We start from the raw sequence: 17,070 nt of genomic DNA on the forward strand, positions 1-17,070 counted from the left end.
TCGGGAAGTACCTGGAGGGCTGATCGTGTGCACCTATCTGACGGAAAAGATCGAGCTGGACGGCAGCGGTAAGGGCGCAACGGGTTGGTTCGCCGCCACGCAGGCGACGGTGTACGTCGATCATCCGGTGCACGCCCCCTACGGGCACACCGTGAACATCGACGTGCTCAACCCGCAGATCGGCCCGTCGGCACGCGTTGCGCTCGAACTCACCGAAGAGACGGCGCTCGCACTCGCCGACGCGATCCAGCGCGCCATCGCCCGCGCCCCCGGCGGTCTGGCATCCAAGAATCAATGACCTAGAACTAAAGCGCTTCGACGCCAACCGGTTCGGCTGCTCGGCGGGGCGCGTTTCCCGGCGCCGGCGGCCGAGCTGTGCCGGTCCGCAACAACCAGACCGCGGTGCCAGCGCAGACTGCCACGAAGACGAAAACATACGTGGCGGGGATGATTTCATTCCACATGCCGCCCGGCCGCAGCGACAGCACGCCGGCTTGCGGCGTGCCGCCCGGAAACGCGACGAACCAGGCGCCGCACAGTGCGCCCAGGAGCCGCATCGCCCACGCGGACAACGCCGAACGCAGTACGCAAGCGCGGTAGCCGAGGTGGGCAACGAGGGGGACGAACCACACCCAGTGGTGACTCCAGCTGAACGGCGACACCGCGGTCGAAGCCATCCCCACGACTGCTATCGCGAGAACCGGGAAGAAAAGCAAATCCGAGGACGACGGTGGCGAGAAGTGTCGCCGCCGCAACGACCGCGGCGCGCACACGTCCGATCAGCACCAGGAAGACGATGAAGATTGCCGGGGTGAGTTTGATCCCGGCCACTATCCCCCGATGCCGGCACCGGCCCACTTGCGCTTGCCGAGACCCAGCAGATCGGCAACCACGACAGCGAGAAGCATCAGGTTGATTTGCCCGAGCCGGGCCGTCAGCCTGACGGGCTCGAGCCAGGCACATACCGCGACCAGAAGAGCGGTCAAGCTCCACAGGCCGCGAGCGGCGTTGAATCCCAGGCACTTCAGGCTCCGCTGCACGACGTAGGTCAGCAAGGCGCAGATCGCGAGCAGCGAGAGGATGTCGATCGAGTGCTCGTCAACGGGATGAAGAAAAGTGCCGCGAACGGCGGGTAAATGAACAGCAACTCATCGGGCTTGCCGGTGTAACCGACCGAATACAGGTCGAGCCCGTGCAGGACCCGCGCTGCCCCGAATCGGTACACCGACAGGTCGACCTGGAGGGCTTCCGATGGCCAGATACGCCGCAACGTAGAGCAGGAAAGCGACCACCAATGCGGCCGGTCCGACACGTCGAACCCGGCGGGAAACACTCCCGCCGGGTTCGACATTCGGTTGCACGTTCGCCGTTACCGTCTGATCCACCGTTGCGCGCCCCCACCATCTCGGTAAAGACTTCACGGTAGGCGATTGCTCCCGCCGGTCGCACATCGTGCCCGTTACAGCCGGAGCACAACCGCGGTAACCAGGCAAAACCCACAAGCGTGGCATCGGGGCCGCACAGCAACCCGGAAGGAAACGCATAGAGTGCGAAGAGTGACGCGTTCGTGTTGCAAATGTGACTGTTGTCGAGCAGTGTTCTGGGAGTTAACAGATGTTATTCCTGTGTTATTCCTGCGCCGCCGATATTGAGGAGTCCGACATGACCGCCCAGACCGCCAGGCGCAAATGGCTTCAGCCCGGATCGGGTCGCGCGATCGCGGCTCCGTTACTGGTGTCCGTCGGTGTCATCACCGCCGTCGCAACGTCGGTGGCGCCCGCGCACGCGGACCCGATCCAGGACGCCTTCCTCAACGCGCTCAACAACGCCGGCGTTCCCTACAACGACCCAGGGACCGCCGTTTCACTGGGCCAGTCGATTTGTCCGATGCTCGCCCAGCCGGGCGGGAACTTCGCAACCGTCGCGTCGAACATGTCGGGGCAGAACGGCCTATCGGCGAACATGGCGGGGTTATTCACCAGCATCGCCATATCCATGTACTGCCCGTCGATGATGACGTCGTTCGCAAACGGCGACTTCGCGAACGCGTTTCAACTGCCGGGCTTGTGATGCGCGGTTGAGGTGGAAAGGTAGTCCTCCACCGCCTCAACTTTGCGCGTCATCGCCGCGGTAGCACCGGGCCGCCAGTCGACCTTGATGACCGTGCTGACGCGTGGGGCGCGGGCGGCAACGGCTTGCACGGCCTGTCGCACGACGGTCATCACCTCGTCCCACGTGTCGCCTTCGATCTCGGTGAACATCGAATCAGTCTTGTTGGGCAGACCCGAGTCCCGGACGACTCTCACCGCTTCGGCAACGATCTCACCGACACTCTCGCCGACACCAAGTGGCGTGACGGAGAAGGCGACCAGGACCGACATCAGGAACTCACCGAATCACGTTATCAGCTAAAAGCTTTCGCAACCTCGGCAGCCGAGGTGAGGGCGTCGAGGTGATCGTCGACCGATGTCAAACCTGCGCCCATGGTGTTGATCGACACGTGGGTGGCTCCGGCGTCGACCCAACCCTGTAGCGCCTCGGCCATCTCCTCGGCATCACGGCTCCAGCCGATGCGGCCGTCCATGCCGAGGGCCGCGGGGTCCCGGCCGGCTTCGGTGGCCGCCTCCGAGACGATACGACGCGCGTCCTCGAGCTGCGGACCGGGTTGCATCTGCGGGAACCAGCCGTCACCGAGGCGCCCGGCCCGTCGATAGGCCCGCGGGGATTGCGCGCCGAACCACACCGGTATCGGCCGCTGGATCGGCAGCGGCGCCAGCCCCGCACCGGTGACGCGGTGATACGTGCCCTGGTAGGTGACCGATCGTTGCGTCCAGAGCATGCGCATCAACTCGACCTGCTCTTCTGAGCGCTTGCCCCGGGTCGTGAAATCCTCACCGAGGGCCTCGTACTCCACCGGATTCCAACCCACCCCGACTCCCAGGCGAAGTCTCCCACCGCTGAGCAGATCCACCTCGGTCGCTTGCTTGGCCACCAGCACGGCCTGGCGCTGCGGCAGGATGATGACACCGGTGACGAGCTCGGTTGAAGTGGTCACCGCGGCGAGGTAGCCGAACATAACGAACGGTTCGTGGAAGGTCGTGTTGATGTCGTACGGCCCGTTCCAGCCCTTGTACACCGCGGGGTCCGCGCCGACGACGTGGTCGTAGGCCAGCACGTGCGTGTATCCGAGTTCCTCCACGCGCTCGCCGTAGGCGCGCACCGCTCCGGCGTCGCCGCCGAGCTCCGTCTGCGGGTACACCACTCCGATCCTCATGTGCCCGTTGTACCCGCAGTTGATGAACGTAATCCGCCCGGTCGCGACGGGGCGGTGCCGTCGACCACAACCCGGGCATGACAGCATGGCCTTTCCGGGGCGAGCGAAGCGACGGGAGATCACGATGCCGTTCCCACGCAGTATCGCGGCCATCCTCGCGCTGCCGGCGTTAGTCCTGGCGTGCTCGCCTGCGAGCGGGCGGCCCGCTGCGGCGTCCCCACCACCTGCCCCCGCCGCCCCGTCGACCGCGGTGAACCAACTGCCGAGCTGCGGCGAGGGTTCGGCATTGTTGGCGTCGATGTCGACCCGCGACAAGCTCGCGCAGCTGCTGATGGTCGGGGTGACCGGCGCCGCCGACGCGCGCGCCGTGGTGGCCAACCAGCACGTCGGTGGAATCTTCATCGGCAGCTGGACCGATTTGTCGATGCTGACCGACGGGTCGCTTCCCGACATCGCCGGATCGGCCGGGCCGCTGGCGCTGGCCGTCAGCGTCGACGAGGAGGGCGGCCGGGTGTCGCGGTTGTCGTCGCTGATCGGCTCGTCGCCGTCGGCCCGGGTGCTGGCCCAGACCCAGACACCGGATCAGGTCTACCAGCTTGCGCTGGACCGCGGCCGCAGGATGCGCAACCTCGGCATCACCATCGATTTGGCGCCGGTGGTCGACGTCACCGACGCCCCCGCCGACACGGTGATCGGGGACCGGTCGTTTTCCGCCGACCCGGCGATGGTCACGACCTACGCCGGCGCGTACGCCCACGGGCTGCGCGACGCCGGGCTGCTGCCGGTGCTCAAACACTTCCCGGGACACGGGCGCGGGTCCGGCGACTCGCACGCCGGCGGCGTCGTGACACCACCGCTGGCGGACCTGCAGGACGTGGACCTCGTGCCGTACCGGACGCTGGTGACGCAGGCCCCGGTGGGCGTGATGATCGGGCACCTGCAGGTACCGGGTTTGACGGGCAGCGATCCCGCCAGCCTGAGCCCGGACGCCGTGGGCCTGCTGCGCAACGGAACCGGATACGGTGGCCCACCGTTCGACGGGCCGGTGTTCACCGACGACCTGTCCAGCATGAAGGCGATCAGCGACCGCCTCGGCGTCGCCGAGGCGGTGTTGGAGGCCCTGCAGGCCGGCGCCGACACCGCGCTGTGGGTCACCACCACCGAGGTGCCCGCGGTGCTCGACCGGCTGGAGTCGGCGGTGGCCGGCGGCGAATTGAGCATGACCAACGTCGACGCCTCGGTGCTGCGGATGGCCGCAGCGAAAGGGCCAAATCCACGTTGCGGTCGTTGACGGGCGCGCCATTGCTTACTCTTGAGTAAGGACGTCGACGGAAGGTTCACGAATGGCAGGTGGGACCAAGCGGTTGCCGCGCGCCGTCCGTGAACAGCAGATGCTCGACGCCGCGGTACAGATGTTCTCGCTGAAGGGATATCACGAGACGTCGATGGACGCGATCGCGGCCGAGGCGCAGATCTCCAAACCGATGCTCTACCTGTACTACGGTTCCAAGGAGGAGTTGTTCGGCGCGTGCCTGACCAGGGAGATGGGCCGGTTCATCGACGCAGTGCGCGCGGACATCAACGTGGAGCAGAGTCCGAAAGATCTACTGCGCAACACAATTCTGTCGTTTTTTCGGCACATCGACGAGAACCGGGCGTCGTGGATAGTGCTGTACCAGCAGGCCACCAGCTCGCAGATATTCTTCCAGCAGGTCCGCGAGGGCCGGGAGCAGGTCATCGACATGGTGGCCAGGTTGTTGGAGTCCGGAACCCGGAACCCCGAGCCGGGTACCGACTTCAACATGACCGCCGTGGCGCTCGTCGGCGCCGGCGAGGCGATCGCGACGCGTGTGAGCACCGGCGACATCGATGTGGACGACGCGGCCGAATTGATGATCAACCTCACCTGGCGCGGCCTGAAGGGCAAGCCCAGCGACAGCGCGAAGGACCACGGCGCCGGCCCGAGGATGGCGGCGGGCTCGCGGTAATCACACGGGCGCGTTAACGCGACGGGCGCGGCCATTGTCTTGCCTCACGCGACTACTCGTGCAAGAGTAGTCGCGTGTCGTCGATTCGCATGTGGCGATCGCGGCACCGGCCTACAGCGCGCTGACCTTCCCCGTCAGATAGGGGTACCCCTTCGACGGATTGCGCAGTGCCAGCTCCCAACCCTTGGCGTCCCTCTCAACGTAGAGGCCAACCCTGGCGGGCAGCAGCACCGGTTTACCGAACCGCACCGAATACCGGACGGCGTCGGGAAGTTGGCCCTCGATGTTCGCCAAAACCGCAGCGGCGCTGAACATTCCGTGGGCTATCACGGCTGGAAAGCCGAACAGCCTCGCCGCGATCGGGTTGGTGTGGATCGGGTTGTGATCGCCGCTTACCGACGCGTAGCGGCGAATCTGTCCAGGTGTGATGCTCAAAATGCCGTTCGGCGGCGGCAGCTTGGGCTGCTTCTGCGGCGCGGGCTTCGGCTCGTCGGAGAGGCTGGTGCGCTGCTGATGCAGAAAAGTCGTGACCTGATGCCACGCGGTGTCATTGCCGACGCAGACGTCGGTGACCACATCGATCAGCAGACCCCTGCGGTGCTCGCGCAGGTTCTCCGCGCGCGTCTTGACGTCGACGGTGTCGGTGACGCAAATCGGCTTGTACTGGGTAATGTCGTTCTTCGTGTGCACCGAACCCATTGCGGCGAAGGGGAAGTCGAAGCTGGTCACCAACGACATCACGATGGGAAAGGTCAGCGCGAACGGATAGGTCAGCGGCACGTGATCGCCGTAGCGCAAGCCGGTGACAGCGGCATATTCCGCGACGTTCGCCCGGTCGATCTCAAGGCCCTCGATGCGGACGGTGCGGTCTGGCGGCTCGTCGCCGCGCGGGATGAACGGCAGCGCGCCTGCCGCGGCGCGCAGCAGGTTGCGCAGGCCGCTCGGCTGGGAGTGTTCGGTCACGGTGCTCACCCTAGGCGCCCATCATGGCCTGGCCGCAGACCCGGATCACGTTGCCGGTCACGGCGTTGGAAGCCGGGCTCGCGAAGTAGGCGATGGTCTCGGCGACGTCGACCGGCCGGCCGCCCTGCAGCAGCGAATTCAGCCGGCGGCCGACCTCACGGGTGGCCAGCGGAATCGCGGCCGTCATCTTGGTCTCGATGAAACCGGGGGCGACCGCGTTTATCGTGATCCCCTTGTCGTAGAGGACCGGAGCCAACGCCTGAGTGAGGCCGATCATGCCGGCCTTCGTGGTGGCGTAGTTGGTTTGACCACGGTTGCCCGCGATACCTGCCATCGAGGACAGGCCCACCACCCGGCCACCATCGCCGATCGAGCCCTTGTCGACCAGACCTTCGGTGAGGCGTTTAGGTGCGAGAAGGTTCACGGCCAGCACGGCGCCCCACCGCGCGTCGTCCATGTTGGCCAACAGTTTGTCGCGGGTGATGCCGGCGTTGTTCACCAGGATGTCCGCCCGACCGTCGTAGTGCCCGCGCAGGTGCTCGGCGATCCGGTCCACCGCATCGTCTGCGGTCACGTCGAGCGTCAGCGCGGTGCCACCGACCCTGGTGGCCAGCTCGGCAAGCGGCTCGGCGGCCGAGTCGACGTCGACAGCGACCACTCGGGCGCCGTCGCGGGCGAACACTTCAGCGATGCACGCGCCGATGCCACGGGCCGCGCCGGTGACGATCGCGACCCGACCGTCCAGCGGCTTGTCCCAGTCGGCCGGCGGTGTCGCGTCGGCGGCGCCGATGTAGAACACCTGCCCGTCGACGTAGGCGGACTTGCCGGACAGGATGAACCGCATCGTGGATTCCAGGCCGGTCGCGGCAGGCTTCGCATCGGGAGACAGGTAAACCAGCTGTGCGGTGGCGCCGGCGCGGAGCTCCTTGGCCAGCGAGCGGGTGAAGCCCTCCAGCGCCCGCTGCGCAATCCGCTCGTCGACGCTGCCCGACTGATCAGGGGTGGTGCCGACGACCGCGACGCGGCCAGACGGTGCGAGGTTGCGAAGCAGGGGTGTGAAGAACTCGTGCAGCGCGGTCAGGTCCCCGGGCGTGGTGATCCCCGTCGCGTCGAACACGAGACCGCCGAACGAGTCGGCCCAGCGTCCGCCGAGGTTGTTGGACACCACGTCGTAGTCTTCGGCCAACGCGCTTCGCAGCGGTTCGACGACGCGGCCGTCGCCGCCGATCAGCAGCGTCCCCGGCAGGGGCGAAACGCCGGGGCGGTAGCGTCGCAGTGTCGGAGGTTGAGGTACGCCAAGCTGCTTGGCCAAGAACGAGCCGGGTGCCGAATTGACGATTTGCGAGTACAGGTCGGAAGCCACGGAGCTGCCTTTCGTGTCGCGCGAACTGGCTGTCATAATCGAACTTACTCCAGAGTAAGAACAGTGGGTAATATGGGTGCCGATCCGGACTAGCAGTGGAGGCAACGTGGCGAATAGCAGAACCGGCCAACGGGTAGCGGTGCTGGGCGGCAACCGAATTCCGTTTGCCCGATCCGACGGTGCATACGCGGAAGCGTCCAACAAGGACATGTTCACCGCCGCCCTGGGGGGCCTGATCGACCGCTTCAACCTGAGCGGTGAGCGCCTAGGCGCGGTGATCGGCGGCGCGGTGCTCAAACACAGCCGGGACTTCAACTTGATGCGCGAATGTGTGCTGGGCAGCTCGCTGTCGTCGTACACGCCGGCGTTCGACCTTCAGCAGGCGTGCGGCACCGGACTGCAGGCTGCGATCGCGGCGGCCGACGGTATCGCCGCAGGCCGCTACGGGGTCGCCGCGGCCGGTGGGGTGGACACCACCTCGGACGCGCCGATCGGGCTCGGCGACAACCTGCGCCGGACGCTGCTATCTCTGCGGCGGTCCAAGTCCAACCTCGACCGGTTGAAGCTGCTCGGCAAGCTGCCCGCGTCGCTGGGCGTCGAGATCCCGGCCAACAGCGAGCCCCGCACCGGCCTGTCGATGGGCGAGCATCAGGCCATCACCACCAAGAAGATGGGGATCAAGCGCGTCGACCAGGACGAGTTGGCGGCGGCGAGCCATCGCAACATGACCGCGGCATACGACCGCGGGTTCTTCGACGACCTCGTCACACCTTTCCTGGGGCTGTATCGCGACAGCAATCTGCGGCCGGATTCGTCGGCGGAGAAGCTGGCCAAACTGAAGCCGGTGTTCGGCGTGAAAGCCGGCGATGCGACGATGACCGCGGGCAATTCGACGCCGCTGACCGACGGTGCGTCCGTGGCGCTGCTGTCGAGCGAGGAGTGGGCCGCCGCGCGCGGACTCGAGCCGCTGGCCTACTTCGTCGATGCGGAGACCGCGGCGGTCGACTACGTGAACGGGGCGGACGGCCTACTGATGGCGCCGACGTACGCGGTGCCGCGACTGCTGGCCCGCAACGGCCTGAGTCTGCAGGACTTCGACTTCTACGAAGTCCACGAGGCGTTCGCGTCGGTGGTGCTGTGCCACCTGCAGGCCTGGGAGTCCGAGGAGTACTGCAAGGAGCGGCTGGGGCTGGACGCCGCGCTCGGGTCGATCGACCGGGCCAAGCTCAACGTCAACGGATCCTCCATCGCGGCGGGTCACCCGTTCGCCGCGACGGGCGGACGCATCATCGCGCAGTTGGCAAAGCAATTGGCGCAGAAGAAGAGGGAAGCGGGCACGGGCACCGTTCGGGGCTTGATCTCGATCTGCGCCGCTGGTGGCCAGGGCGTTGCCGCAATCCTGCAAGCCTGACCCAAGATACGGGCCGCGAGCGTGTAACGGGTCCGCCGGATTGACCGATAAACCGGGCAGCCCCGTGTTGCCGTCTGACCCCCCGACCCGACGTCGACACGGGGCATCCACGTCGCGATTGTGATCCCGAGCCGGGTAGCTTGACCGCCGCTGGCATGAGGGGGGCCAGCGGCGGTCACCTCTTGCGTCGCTCGCGACGGATCGCCGAGGCGATCAGAACGCCGCTTCGGGCAGCTCCATCACCTCGTTGTCGAGGTTGTCGATGACCGTGCGGGTGCTGGTCAGCAGCGGCAGGAAGTTCTTCGCGAAGAACGACGCCACACCCACCTTGCCCTCGTAGAAGTCGCGATCCGCGCCGGTCGCGCCGGCATCGAGCTTGTCGATGGCCACCGCGGCCTGACGCTGCAGCAGCCAGCCGATCAGCAGGTCGCCGACCGCCATCAGGAACCGCACCGAGCCAAGGCCCACCTTGTACAGGCTCGCCGGCTCTTCCTGGGCAGCCATCAGGTAGCCCGTCAGCGATGCGGCCATGCCCTGCACGTCGGCCAACGCGGTGGCCAGCAGCTCACGCTCGGCCTTCAGTCGGCCGTTGCCCGACTCGTTCTTGACGAAGGCCTCAATCTGGGCCGCCACGTGGGCAAGCGCCACGCCCTGGTCGCGGACGATCTTGCGGAAGAAGAAGTCCTGCGCCTGGATGGCGGTGGTGCCCTCGTACAGCGAGTCGATCTTCGAGTCGCGGATGTACTGCTCGATCGGGTAGTCCTGCAAGAAGCCCGAGCCGCCGTAGGTCTGCAGGCTCTCGGTCAGCTTGGCGTAGGCCTGCTCGGACCCGACACCCTTGACCACCGGCAGAAGCAGGTCATTGACCCGCACCGCCAGGTCGGCGTCCACGTCGTGGACCGCCTTGGCCACCGCCTCGTCCTGATACGTGGCGGTATAGGTGTAGAGCGCGCGCAGACCCTCCGCGTAGGCCTTCTGCGTCATCAGGCTGCGACGCACGTCGGGGTGGTGCGTGATCGTCACGCGCGGCGCGGACTTGTTGGTCATCTGCGTCAAGTCCGCACCCTGTACGCGGGTCTTGGCGTACTCCAGTGCGTTCAGGTAACCCGTGGAGAGCGTGGCGATCGCCTTGGTGCCGACCATCATGCGAGCCTGCTCGATGACCTCGAACATCTGCGCGATGCCGTTGTGCACCTCGCCGACCAACCAGCCCTTGGCCGGAACACCGTGTTGCCCGAACGACAACTCGCACGTCGCCGAGACCTTCAGACCCATCTTGTGCTCGACGTTGGTGACGAAAACGCCGTTGCGCTCACCGATCTCGCCGGTCTCGGAGTCGAAGAGGAACTTCGGCACGAAGAACAGCGACAGACCCTTGGTGCCGGGGCCGGCGCCCTCGGGGCGGGCGAGCACCAGGTGGAAGATGTTCTCGAACAGGTCGCCGGAGTCACCGGACGTGATGAAGCGCTTGACGCCGTCGATGTGCCAGGAGCCGTCGTCCTGCCTGATGGCCTTGGTGCGGGCGGCACCGACGTCGGAGCCCGCGTCGGGCTCGGTGAGCACCATCGTGGAGCCCCAGCCGCGCTCGGCGGCGAGGACAGCCCACTTCTTCTGTTCCTCGGTGCCGAGGTTGTAGAGAATGTTGGCGAAACCAGCGCCGCCGGCGTACATCCACACGGCGGGGTTGGCGCCCAGGATCATCTCGTGCAGTGCCCAGACCAGGGCCCTGGGCATCGGCGTGCCGCCGAGCTCCTCGGCGATCCCGACCTTGTCCCAACCGGCCTCGAGCACGGCGTGCACTGACTTCTTGAAGGACTCGGGCAATGAAACCGAGTGGGTCTGCGGGTCGAACACCGGTGGGTTGCGGTCCGCATCAGCGAACGACTCGGCGATCGGGCCCTCGGCCAGCCGCGCCAGCTCGGCCAGCATCTCCCGGGCGGTCTCGGTGTCGAGGTCGCTGTACTTGCCCTCACCGAACACGGTGTCGACGCCGAAGACGTCGAACAGGTTGAAAGCATCGTCCCGTACGTTGCTCTTGTAGTGGCTCACGTTGTGCCTCCTCATTGAGAACGCCGCCTGATGGTTGGGTACTTTCGTCTAAGTTACCCACCAGTAACACTTGGAACTATACCCGGCGGTAACTTATTCCAAAACTTGTGTGAGCTAATTAACATCGCGTGTCGCCGGGTGCGCTCAGGGCCGAGTTCAGCGTGCTGACCTGGAGTGATGCCGAGTCACGCAGCCCTGGTGATGCGGTCATGTGCGCCAACGCAAGCCGACGTGACGGCCCGCTGGGGGCAGCGCACAGAGATACCGCTGAGCCGTGGCTCCCGCGTAGGGTTATCGCCGGAGGACAGTATGGGCACCAGCAAGCTGACGCAGGCGTCGCTGCGCGAAGCGTTCGGCCACTTCCCGTCCGGTGTCATCGCGATCGCGGCCGACATCGAGGGCACCCGCGTCGGCCTTGCTGCGAGCACGTTCGTGCCGGTGTCACTGGAACCCCCGCTGGTGTCGTTCTGCGTGCAGAACACGTCAACCACATGGCCGAAACTGAAGGATCGCCCCCGGCTCGGCATCAGCGTGCTCGGCGAGTCGCATGACGACGCCGCCAGGGCGCTGGCCGCCCGCACCGGCGACCGATTCGCAGGCTTGCAGACGGTGTCCACCGAGAACGGCGCGGTCTTCATCGAGGGCACCAGCGTCTGGGTGGAGAGCACCATCGAACAGCTCATCCCGGCCGGGGACCACACGATCGTCATCCTGCGGGTCAACGACATCACCGTCCACGCGGATGTGGCGCCGATCATCTTTCACCGCAGCACCTTCCGTCGGCTTGGAGCCTAATGCCCCAACGGGCGACTACCGGCGAAAGAGCTTGTTGCCCAACCACACCACCGGGTCGTACTTGCGGTCGACCACCCGCTCCTTCATCGGAATCAACGCGTTGTCGGTGATCTTGATGTTTTCGGGGCACACCTCGGTGCAGCATTTGGTGATGTTGCAGTAGCCCAGGCCTTCCTTGTTCTGCGCCAACTCGCGGCGGTCCAGGGTGTCCAGCGGGTGCATCTCGAGTTCGGCGATGCGCATCAGATACCTCGGGCCGGCGAAGACCTTCTTGTTCTCCTCATGGTCGCGGATGACGTGGCACGTGTTCTGGCACAAGAAGCACTCGATGCACTTGCGGAACTCCTGCGAGCGGTCGACGTCCTCCTGCATCATCCGGTACTCGCCCGGCTGCAGTTCCTTCGGAGGCGTAAACGACGGGATCTCTCTGGCCTTTTCGTAGTTGAGCGACACATCGGTGACCAGGTCGCGGATCACCGGAAAGGTCCGCAGCGGGGTGACGGTCACGACCTCATCCTCGCCGAACGTCGACATCCGGGTCATGCACATGAGCCTGGGGCGGCCATTGACCTCTGCCGAGCAGGAGCCGCACTTGCCGGCCTTGCAGTTCCAGCGCACCGCCAGGTCGGGCACCTGCGTCTGCTGCAGGCGGTGGATGATGTCGAGCACCACCTCACCCTCATTGACCTCGACGGTGAAGTCCCGCAGCTCACCGCCGGCCTCGTCACCACGCCAGACCCGAAGGCTCGCGTTGTACGCCATATCTACGTTCTCCGTCCTGGATGGTCGGACAGTTCTTCGCCGGTGAAGTACTTCTCGAGTTCGGAGATCTCGAACAGCTCCAGCAGGTCGGGCCGCATCGGCACCTGTGGCTCCCGCGTCACGCTGACGTCGGGCACCACGGCGTCGCCACCCTCGGCGCGGCAGACCAGCAGTGTCTCGCGCCAGGTGGGGTCCATCGACGGATGATCGTCGCGGGTATGGCCGCCGCGGCTCTCGGTGCGCTCCAGTGCGGCCTTGGCGACACATTCGCTGACCAGCAGCATGTTGCGCAGATCGATCGCCAGGTGCCAGCCGGGGTTGAACTGCCGGTGCCCCTCCACCTGAAGGTTCTTGAACCGCTCGCGCAGGTCGGAGAGCTTTCCCATGGCCTCGGTGATCTCGTCGGCGTTGCGGATGATGCCGACCAGCTCGTTCATCGTGTCCTGCAGGTTCAGCTGCAGCGTGTACGGGTTCTCCGGCGCCGCGCCGTTGGACGGGCCCTCGAACGGCGCCAACGCGAGCTTTGCCGCGGCGTTCACGGCGTCTTCACGCACCGAAGGGCGTTGCTCGACAGCGCGCACGTAGTCCGCGGCGCCCAGCCCGGCGCGCCGGCCGAACACCAGCAGGTCGGACAGGGAGTTGCCGCCGAGCCGGTTGGAGCCGTGCATGCCGCCGGAGCACTCACCCGCCGCGAACAGCCCCGGCACGGTCGCCGCGCCGCTGTCAGGGTCGACCTCGATGCCGCCCATCACGTAATGGCACGTCGGGCCGACCTCCATCGCCTCCCTGGTGATGTCGACCTCGGCCAGCTCCATGAACTGGTGATACATCGACGGCAGCCGGCGCTTGATCTCCTCCGCGGGCAGCCGCGACGCGATGTCGAGGAAGACCCCGCCGTGCGGCGAATTGCGGCCCGCCTTGACCTCGGAGTTGATGGCCCGGGCGACCTCGTCGCGGGGGAGCAGATCTGGTGTGCGCCGCGCCGAGTCGTTGTCCTTGAGCCATTGGTCGGCTTCTGCTTCGCTCTCGGCGTACTGACCTTTGAAGACCGGCGGGATGTAGCCGAACATGAACCGGGTGCCCTCGGAGTTCTTCAGCACGCCGCCGTCGCCACGCACGCCCTCGGTGACGAGGATGCCTTTCACGCTGGGCGGCCACACCATCCCGGTGGGGTGGAACTGGACGAACTCCATGTTGATCAACGAGGCGCCGGCCCGCAGCGCCAGCGCGTGCCCGTCGCCGGTGTACTCCCACGAGTTCGACGTCACCTTGTAGGACTTGCCGATGCCGCCGGTGGCCATCACGATTGCCGGCGCGTCGAACAGGACGAACCGGCCGCTTTCGCGCCAGTACCCGAACGCCCCCGCGATCCTGTCGCCGTCCTTGAGCAGATCGGTGATCGTGCACTCGGCGAACACCTTGATGCGCGCCTCGTAGTCGCCGAGCTCCGCGTAGTCCTCCTGCTGCAGCGAGACGATCTTCTGCTGCAGCGTGCGGATGATCTCCAGCCCGGTGCGGTCGCCGACGTGGGCCAGCCGTGCGTAGGTGTGGCCGCCGAAGTTGCGCTGGCTGATGCGCCCGTCCTTCGTCCGGTCGAACAGCGCGCCGTAGGTTTCCAGCTCCCACACCCGGTCGGCTGCCTCTTTGGCGTGGAGTTCGGCCATCCGCCAGTTGTTGAGGAACTTGCCGCCGCGCATCGTGTCGGCGAAGTGGACCTTCCAGTTGTCCTTCGGGTTGGCGTTGCCCATCGCAGCCGCGCAGCCGCCTTCAGCCATCACGGTGTGTGCCTTGCCGAACAGCGACTTGCACACCACGGCCACCTTAAGGCCGCGCTCACGGGCCTCGATGACTGCGCGCAACCCCGAGCCGCCGGCACCGATGACGACGACGTCGTAGGAATGCCGTTCGATTTCAACCATGAAACCTCGCTCGAATCATCTAAATCAGTTACGGGAAAGCTTGCTAACCCACGAATCGCAGATCGGAGATCGTGCCGCTGGCCACCAGCATGACGTAGAAGTCGGTGAGCACCAGCGTGCCGAGCGTGATCCACGCGTACAGCATGTGCCTGGTGTTCAGCTTGCTGATCTGCGTCCACATCCAGTAGCGGATCGGGTGCTTCGAGAAGTGCTTTAGCCGCCCTCCGGTGACGTGCCGGCACGAGTGGCAGGACAGCGTGTACACCCACAGCAAGATCACGTTGAGGACCAGAATGACATTGCCCAAACCGAAACCGAACCCGGACGGTGAATGGAACGCCATGATCGCGTCGTAGGTGTTGATCACCGAGATGACCAGCGCCGCGTAGAAGAAGTAGCGGTGGGCGTTCTGGATTATCAGCGGCAGCCGCGTCTCACCCGTATAGCGCGAATGCGGTTCTGCCACAGCGCAACCCGGCGGCGACTGCCACACAGACCGGTAATAGGCCTTGCGGTAGTAGTAGCAGGTCAACCGGAACGCCAGCAGGAACGGCAGCGAGATGATCGCCAACGGGATCCACGCGGGGAAGTGGCCGAACCACACCCCGAGGTGGCTGGCGCCCGGTGCGCACGACGCGCTCACGCACGGTGAGTAGAACGGGGTCAAGTAGTGGTACTGAGGCACCCAGTAGGCGCTGCCCCAGAACGCCCGCACGGTCGCGTAGATGACGAAGGCCGCCAGGCCGAGATCTGTGAGCAGGTTCGGCAACCACCACAGGCCGCGGCGCAGCGTGCGCTGCGGGAGCTCGGCGCGGGTGGGCGAGAAGACGCCGGTACCGGTGCGCTCCGCGGTCGGCGCGCTCATCGGCTACCGCACTGGCCGCCGACGCCCTCGTCGTCGACATCGCGCCAGAAGTCGGTGTCGTACTGAGTATCCGGGACGGGGATCTTCTCGCCGGTGTGCAGGTCCGCGGCGCAGCGATCGAGGTCAAGCTCCGACGCATCGATGTCGAGCCGGTCGACGTCGATCAGTAGCCGGTCCGCGTCATTGACGATGCGCCGCATGGCCGGAATGTCACCGTACCGGGACTTCATCGACGTCACGCACCGGCGCAGGCCACCGATCAGGTGGTGCAGTTCGGCGAGTTCGGTTGTGCTGGACAACGGACCTCCTTAAACACCGCGGTGTCACGGATCACAGTACGACACCTGATGCTAGCCACATCATGTCGGAGACGTGACAACCGTCACGTTTGCCCGATTAGCGCATTGACCTGGGACGTTCGGTCCGCTCGACATCGCGCGGACCGGGGATGGCGCGGGTCAGGACTCGTCCGGCCTGATCGGCTCCAAAAGCTTGTGCGGGTGTCGCAATGCCCGGGTTATCGGGTCCACGCGTGGCGCGGGGTCCCGCGGCCGGCGCGGCGGGTGCACCACGAGCTCATTCGCATCCGGAAGCTGTCCGCAGCCGGAGCACACGCCGTCTTCGCCGATGGTGCCCCCGCAGCCATCGTGCCGGTAGGTGCGCCGCTTCGTCGCGTCGTAGAAGTTCTCGTTGCCCCAACCGATGAGCGCCCACATGGTCGGCCACAGCCGCAGCCCTCTGGCGGTCAGCTCGTACTCGTCACGGCCGTTCGGCCCGGCGACCTTGACCAGCACATCCTGGCCGACCAGGAAGGCAAGCCGCTCGGACAGCACGGCCCGGGGGATGCCCAGGTGGCCGTGAAAGTCGCTGAATCGGCGCACTCCGTAGAACGCGTCGCGAATGATCAGCAGCGTCCAGCGCTCCCCGACCACCTCCAGTGATCGGGCGATCGGGCAACTCTCGGTTGTGTACTCGCGTGGTAGGGCCACGTCGCCGATTATCCCATCTTGCGGGTTCGGTGACCGAACCATAGACTCATAGCGTCCTGAAGTTCGGTGACCGAACCATCGGAAGGGGTCGGCCGATCATCGGGACCGCGAGCGCCGCCGAACGTGCGCGGCGTGATCGTTCTCGTCCCGCATGGGAGGCCAAACGCCATGACCGCGAACTTCACCGCCAACGCGCACAGCATGACCCGAGTCGACGTCTCGACCGGCATGCCGTTCGACGAGTTCCGAAGGGCGTTCGAGAAAGCCGCTCCGCCCTTCGATTTCGAAGCCACCTACCGGGTCATCGCGCAGGGCGGCAGCTGGGACGACGTGCGTGCCGCGGCGGCGGCCAACGCCCCGAACGGGCTGATGGTCTACTGGACGATCGACGCGATGCCGCTCGTGGGGGTGGCCGGGCACCGCACCAAGGCCGTCGAGTATCTGCTCGGCAATCACGTCATCGCCGAGAGCATGTTCCGCCACAACCCCAGGGCGCTGCTCTACGCACCGCTGCGGGTGCTCATTGCGGCCGATTCCGACGACAACGCGGTCTTCTCGATCGACCAGCCCAGCACGGTGTTCGGCGGCCTCGGCGCCGACGCGATCACCGCTGTCGGGCGGGATCTCGACCGGAAGGTGGCCGCCCTGCTCCGGGTGACCGGCGTGGACGCCGACGCGGCGTTCGGCACCGG

19 protein-coding genes and 1 pseudogene are annotated in these 17,070 nt (G+C 66.2%); 7 read left to right on the forward strand and 13 right to left on the reverse strand.

Annotated elements, in window-relative coordinates; genetic code table 11:
• Positions 1–298 (forward strand): DUF6295 family protein (locus VKG81_RS09265; protein WP_324395632.1); only part of this gene is annotated, 298 nt, incomplete at its 5' end.
• A gap of 7 nt (positions 299–305) precedes the next feature.
• Here the strand turns inward: VKG81_RS09265 and VKG81_RS09270 are convergent.
• The 3 genes and pseudogenes from VKG81_RS09270 to VKG81_RS09275 form a co-directional block, all read right to left on the reverse strand.
• Positions 306–677 carry a hypothetical protein gene (locus VKG81_RS09270; RefSeq protein ID WP_324395633.1) on the reverse strand — a complete coding sequence of 124 codons (372 nt, stop codon included), beginning with the start codon at positions 675–677 and terminating at the stop codon, positions 306–308.
• An 82-nt stretch (positions 678–759) separates the two neighbouring features.
• Positions 760–858: pseudogene (locus VKG81_RS21510) on the reverse strand (hypothetical protein); the annotation flags it as partial.
• The gene (locus VKG81_RS09275; protein ID WP_324395634.1) at positions 831–1,055 is read right to left on the reverse strand and encodes a glycosyltransferase 87 family protein; all 225 of its coding nucleotides are present in this window, start codon (positions 1,053–1,055) and stop codon (positions 831–833) included. The gene VKG81_RS09275 and the pseudogene VKG81_RS21510, both read right to left, overlap by 28 nt.
• A 607-nt stretch (positions 1,056–1,662) precedes the next feature.
• Here VKG81_RS09275 and VKG81_RS09280 point away from each other — a divergent pair.
• Positions 1,663–2,070, forward strand: coding sequence for a DUF732 domain-containing protein (locus VKG81_RS09280; RefSeq protein ID WP_324395635.1), 408 nt, complete (start codon positions 1,663–1,665; stop codon positions 2,068–2,070).
• Here VKG81_RS09280 and VKG81_RS09285 read toward each other — a convergent pair.
• Both VKG81_RS09285 and VKG81_RS09290 read right to left on the reverse strand, forming a co-directional pair.
• Complete coding sequence (locus VKG81_RS09285; RefSeq protein ID WP_324395636.1) at positions 2,052–2,381, reverse strand: MTH1187 family thiamine-binding protein; 330 nt, start codon at positions 2,379–2,381, stop codon at positions 2,052–2,054. The two genes, VKG81_RS09280 and VKG81_RS09285, sit on opposite strands and share 19 nt — an antisense overlap.
• 23 nt (positions 2,382–2,404) lie before the next feature.
• Complete coding sequence (locus VKG81_RS09290) at positions 2,405–3,274, reverse strand: LLM class F420-dependent oxidoreductase (protein ID WP_324395637.1); 870 nt, start codon at positions 3,272–3,274, stop codon at positions 2,405–2,407.
• Between the two features lie 124 nt (positions 3,275–3,398).
• Here VKG81_RS09290 and VKG81_RS09295 point away from each other — a divergent pair, with 124 nt between their 5' ends.
• Positions 3,399–4,565, forward strand: coding sequence for a glycoside hydrolase family 3 N-terminal domain-containing protein (locus VKG81_RS09295; RefSeq protein WP_324395638.1), 1,167 nt, complete (start codon positions 3,399–3,401; stop codon positions 4,563–4,565).
• 52 nt (positions 4,566–4,617) lie between these two features.
• Positions 4,618–5,262: a TetR/AcrR family transcriptional regulator gene (locus tag VKG81_RS09300; RefSeq protein WP_324395640.1), complete on the forward strand. Its 645-nt coding sequence runs from the start codon at positions 4,618–4,620 to the stop codon at positions 5,260–5,262.
• 111 nt (positions 5,263–5,373) lie between these two features.
• On the opposite strand, the gene VKG81_RS09305 is transcribed toward VKG81_RS09300, so the two are convergent.
• The gene (locus VKG81_RS09305; protein WP_324395641.1) at positions 5,374–6,225 is read right to left on the reverse strand and encodes a MaoC/PaaZ C-terminal domain-containing protein; all 852 of its coding nucleotides are present in this window, start codon (positions 6,223–6,225) and stop codon (positions 5,374–5,376) included.
• A 10-nt stretch (positions 6,226–6,235) separates the two neighbouring features.
• Complete coding sequence (locus VKG81_RS09310; RefSeq protein ID WP_324395642.1) at positions 6,236–7,588, reverse strand: 3-oxoacyl-ACP reductase; 1,353 nt, start codon at positions 7,586–7,588, stop codon at positions 6,236–6,238.
• A 106-nt stretch (positions 7,589–7,694) separates the two neighbouring features.
• On the opposite strand from VKG81_RS09310, the gene VKG81_RS09315 reads away from it, so the two are divergent.
• Complete coding sequence (locus tag VKG81_RS09315) at positions 7,695–8,999, forward strand: acetyl-CoA C-acetyltransferase (protein WP_324395643.1); 1,305 nt, start codon at positions 7,695–7,697, stop codon at positions 8,997–8,999.
• 213 nt (positions 9,000–9,212) lie between these two features.
• On the opposite strand, the gene VKG81_RS09320 is transcribed toward VKG81_RS09315, so the two are convergent.
• Positions 9,213–11,048 carry an acyl-CoA dehydrogenase gene (locus tag VKG81_RS09320; RefSeq protein ID WP_324395644.1) on the reverse strand — a complete coding sequence of 612 codons (1,836 nt, stop codon included), beginning with the start codon at positions 11,046–11,048 and terminating at the stop codon, positions 9,213–9,215.
• 309 nt (positions 11,049–11,357) lie between these two features.
• Here VKG81_RS09320 and VKG81_RS09325 point away from each other — a divergent pair, with 309 nt between their 5' ends.
• Positions 11,358–11,843, forward strand: coding sequence for a flavin reductase family protein (locus VKG81_RS09325; protein WP_324395645.1), 486 nt, complete (start codon positions 11,358–11,360; stop codon positions 11,841–11,843).
• 15 nt (positions 11,844–11,858) lie between these two features.
• Here the strand turns inward: VKG81_RS09325 and VKG81_RS09330 are convergent, their stop codons facing one another.
• The 5 genes from VKG81_RS09330 to VKG81_RS09350 form a co-directional block, all read right to left on the reverse strand.
• Positions 11,859–12,605, reverse strand: a complete 747-nt coding sequence (locus tag VKG81_RS09330) for a succinate dehydrogenase/fumarate reductase iron-sulfur subunit (RefSeq protein WP_324395646.1) — start codon at positions 12,603–12,605, stop codon at positions 11,859–11,861.
• Between the two features lie 2 nt (positions 12,606–12,607).
• Entirely contained in the window at positions 12,608–14,524 is a 1,917-nt protein-coding gene (locus VKG81_RS09335) for a fumarate reductase/succinate dehydrogenase flavoprotein subunit (protein WP_324395647.1), read from the reverse strand.
• Positions 14,525–14,567: 43 nt separating this feature from the next.
• On the reverse strand, positions 14,568–15,389 hold the full coding sequence (locus VKG81_RS09340; protein WP_324395648.1) for a hypothetical protein: 822 nt from the start codon (positions 15,387–15,389) through the stop codon (positions 14,568–14,570).
• Positions 15,386–15,688 carry a hypothetical protein gene (locus tag VKG81_RS09345; RefSeq protein WP_324395649.1) on the reverse strand — a complete coding sequence of 101 codons (303 nt, stop codon included), beginning with the start codon at positions 15,686–15,688 and terminating at the stop codon, positions 15,386–15,388. Before VKG81_RS09345 ends, VKG81_RS09340 begins: the two co-directional genes overlap by 4 nt.
• A gap of 159 nt (positions 15,689–15,847) precedes the next feature.
• Positions 15,848–16,378, reverse strand: coding sequence for a helix-turn-helix domain-containing protein (locus VKG81_RS09350; protein ID WP_324395650.1), 531 nt, complete (start codon positions 16,376–16,378; stop codon positions 15,848–15,850).
• Positions 16,379–16,546: 168 nt separating this feature from the next.
• On the opposite strand from VKG81_RS09350, the gene VKG81_RS09355 reads away from it, so the two are divergent.
• A partial coding sequence (locus tag VKG81_RS09355) for a DUF302 domain-containing protein (protein WP_324395651.1) occupies positions 16,547–17,070 on the forward strand: 524 nt, incomplete at its 3' end.

The sequence above is a fragment of the Mycobacterium sp. genome (genome assembly GCF_035314905.1).
GTDB lineage: Bacteria > Actinomycetota > Actinomycetes > Mycobacteriales > Mycobacteriaceae > Mycobacterium.

Coding starts and splice junctions, on each gene's coding strand:
- VKG81_RS09340 (WP_324395648.1), bottom strand. CDS start 15,389: ATGAGCGCGCCGACCGCGGAGCGCACCGGTACCGGCGTCTTCTCGCCC.
- VKG81_RS09335 (WP_324395647.1), bottom strand. CDS start 14,524: ATGGTTGAAATCGAACGGCATTCCTACGACGTCGTCGTCATCGGTGCC.
- VKG81_RS09285 (WP_324395636.1), bottom strand. CDS start 2,381: ATGTCGGTCCTGGTCGCCTTCTCCGTCACGCCACTTGGTGTCGGCGAG.
- VKG81_RS09295 (WP_324395638.1), top strand. CDS start 3,399: ATGCCGTTCCCACGCAGTATCGCGGCCATCCTCGCGCTGCCGGCGTTA.
- VKG81_RS09300 (WP_324395640.1), top strand. CDS start 4,618: ATGGCAGGTGGGACCAAGCGGTTGCCGCGCGCCGTCCGTGAACAGCAG.
- VKG81_RS09280 (WP_324395635.1), top strand. CDS start 1,663: ATGACCGCCCAGACCGCCAGGCGCAAATGGCTTCAGCCCGGATCGGGT.
- VKG81_RS09290 (WP_324395637.1), bottom strand. CDS start 3,274: ATGAGGATCGGAGTGGTGTACCCGCAGACGGAGCTCGGCGGCGACGCC.
- VKG81_RS09270 (WP_324395633.1), bottom strand. CDS start 677: ATGGCTTCGACCGCGGTGTCGCCGTTCAGCTGGAGTCACCACTGGGTG.
- VKG81_RS09325 (WP_324395645.1), top strand. CDS start 11,358: ATGGGCACCAGCAAGCTGACGCAGGCGTCGCTGCGCGAAGCGTTCGGC.
- VKG81_RS09330 (WP_324395646.1), bottom strand. CDS start 12,605: ATGGCGTACAACGCGAGCCTTCGGGTCTGGCGTGGTGACGAGGCCGGC.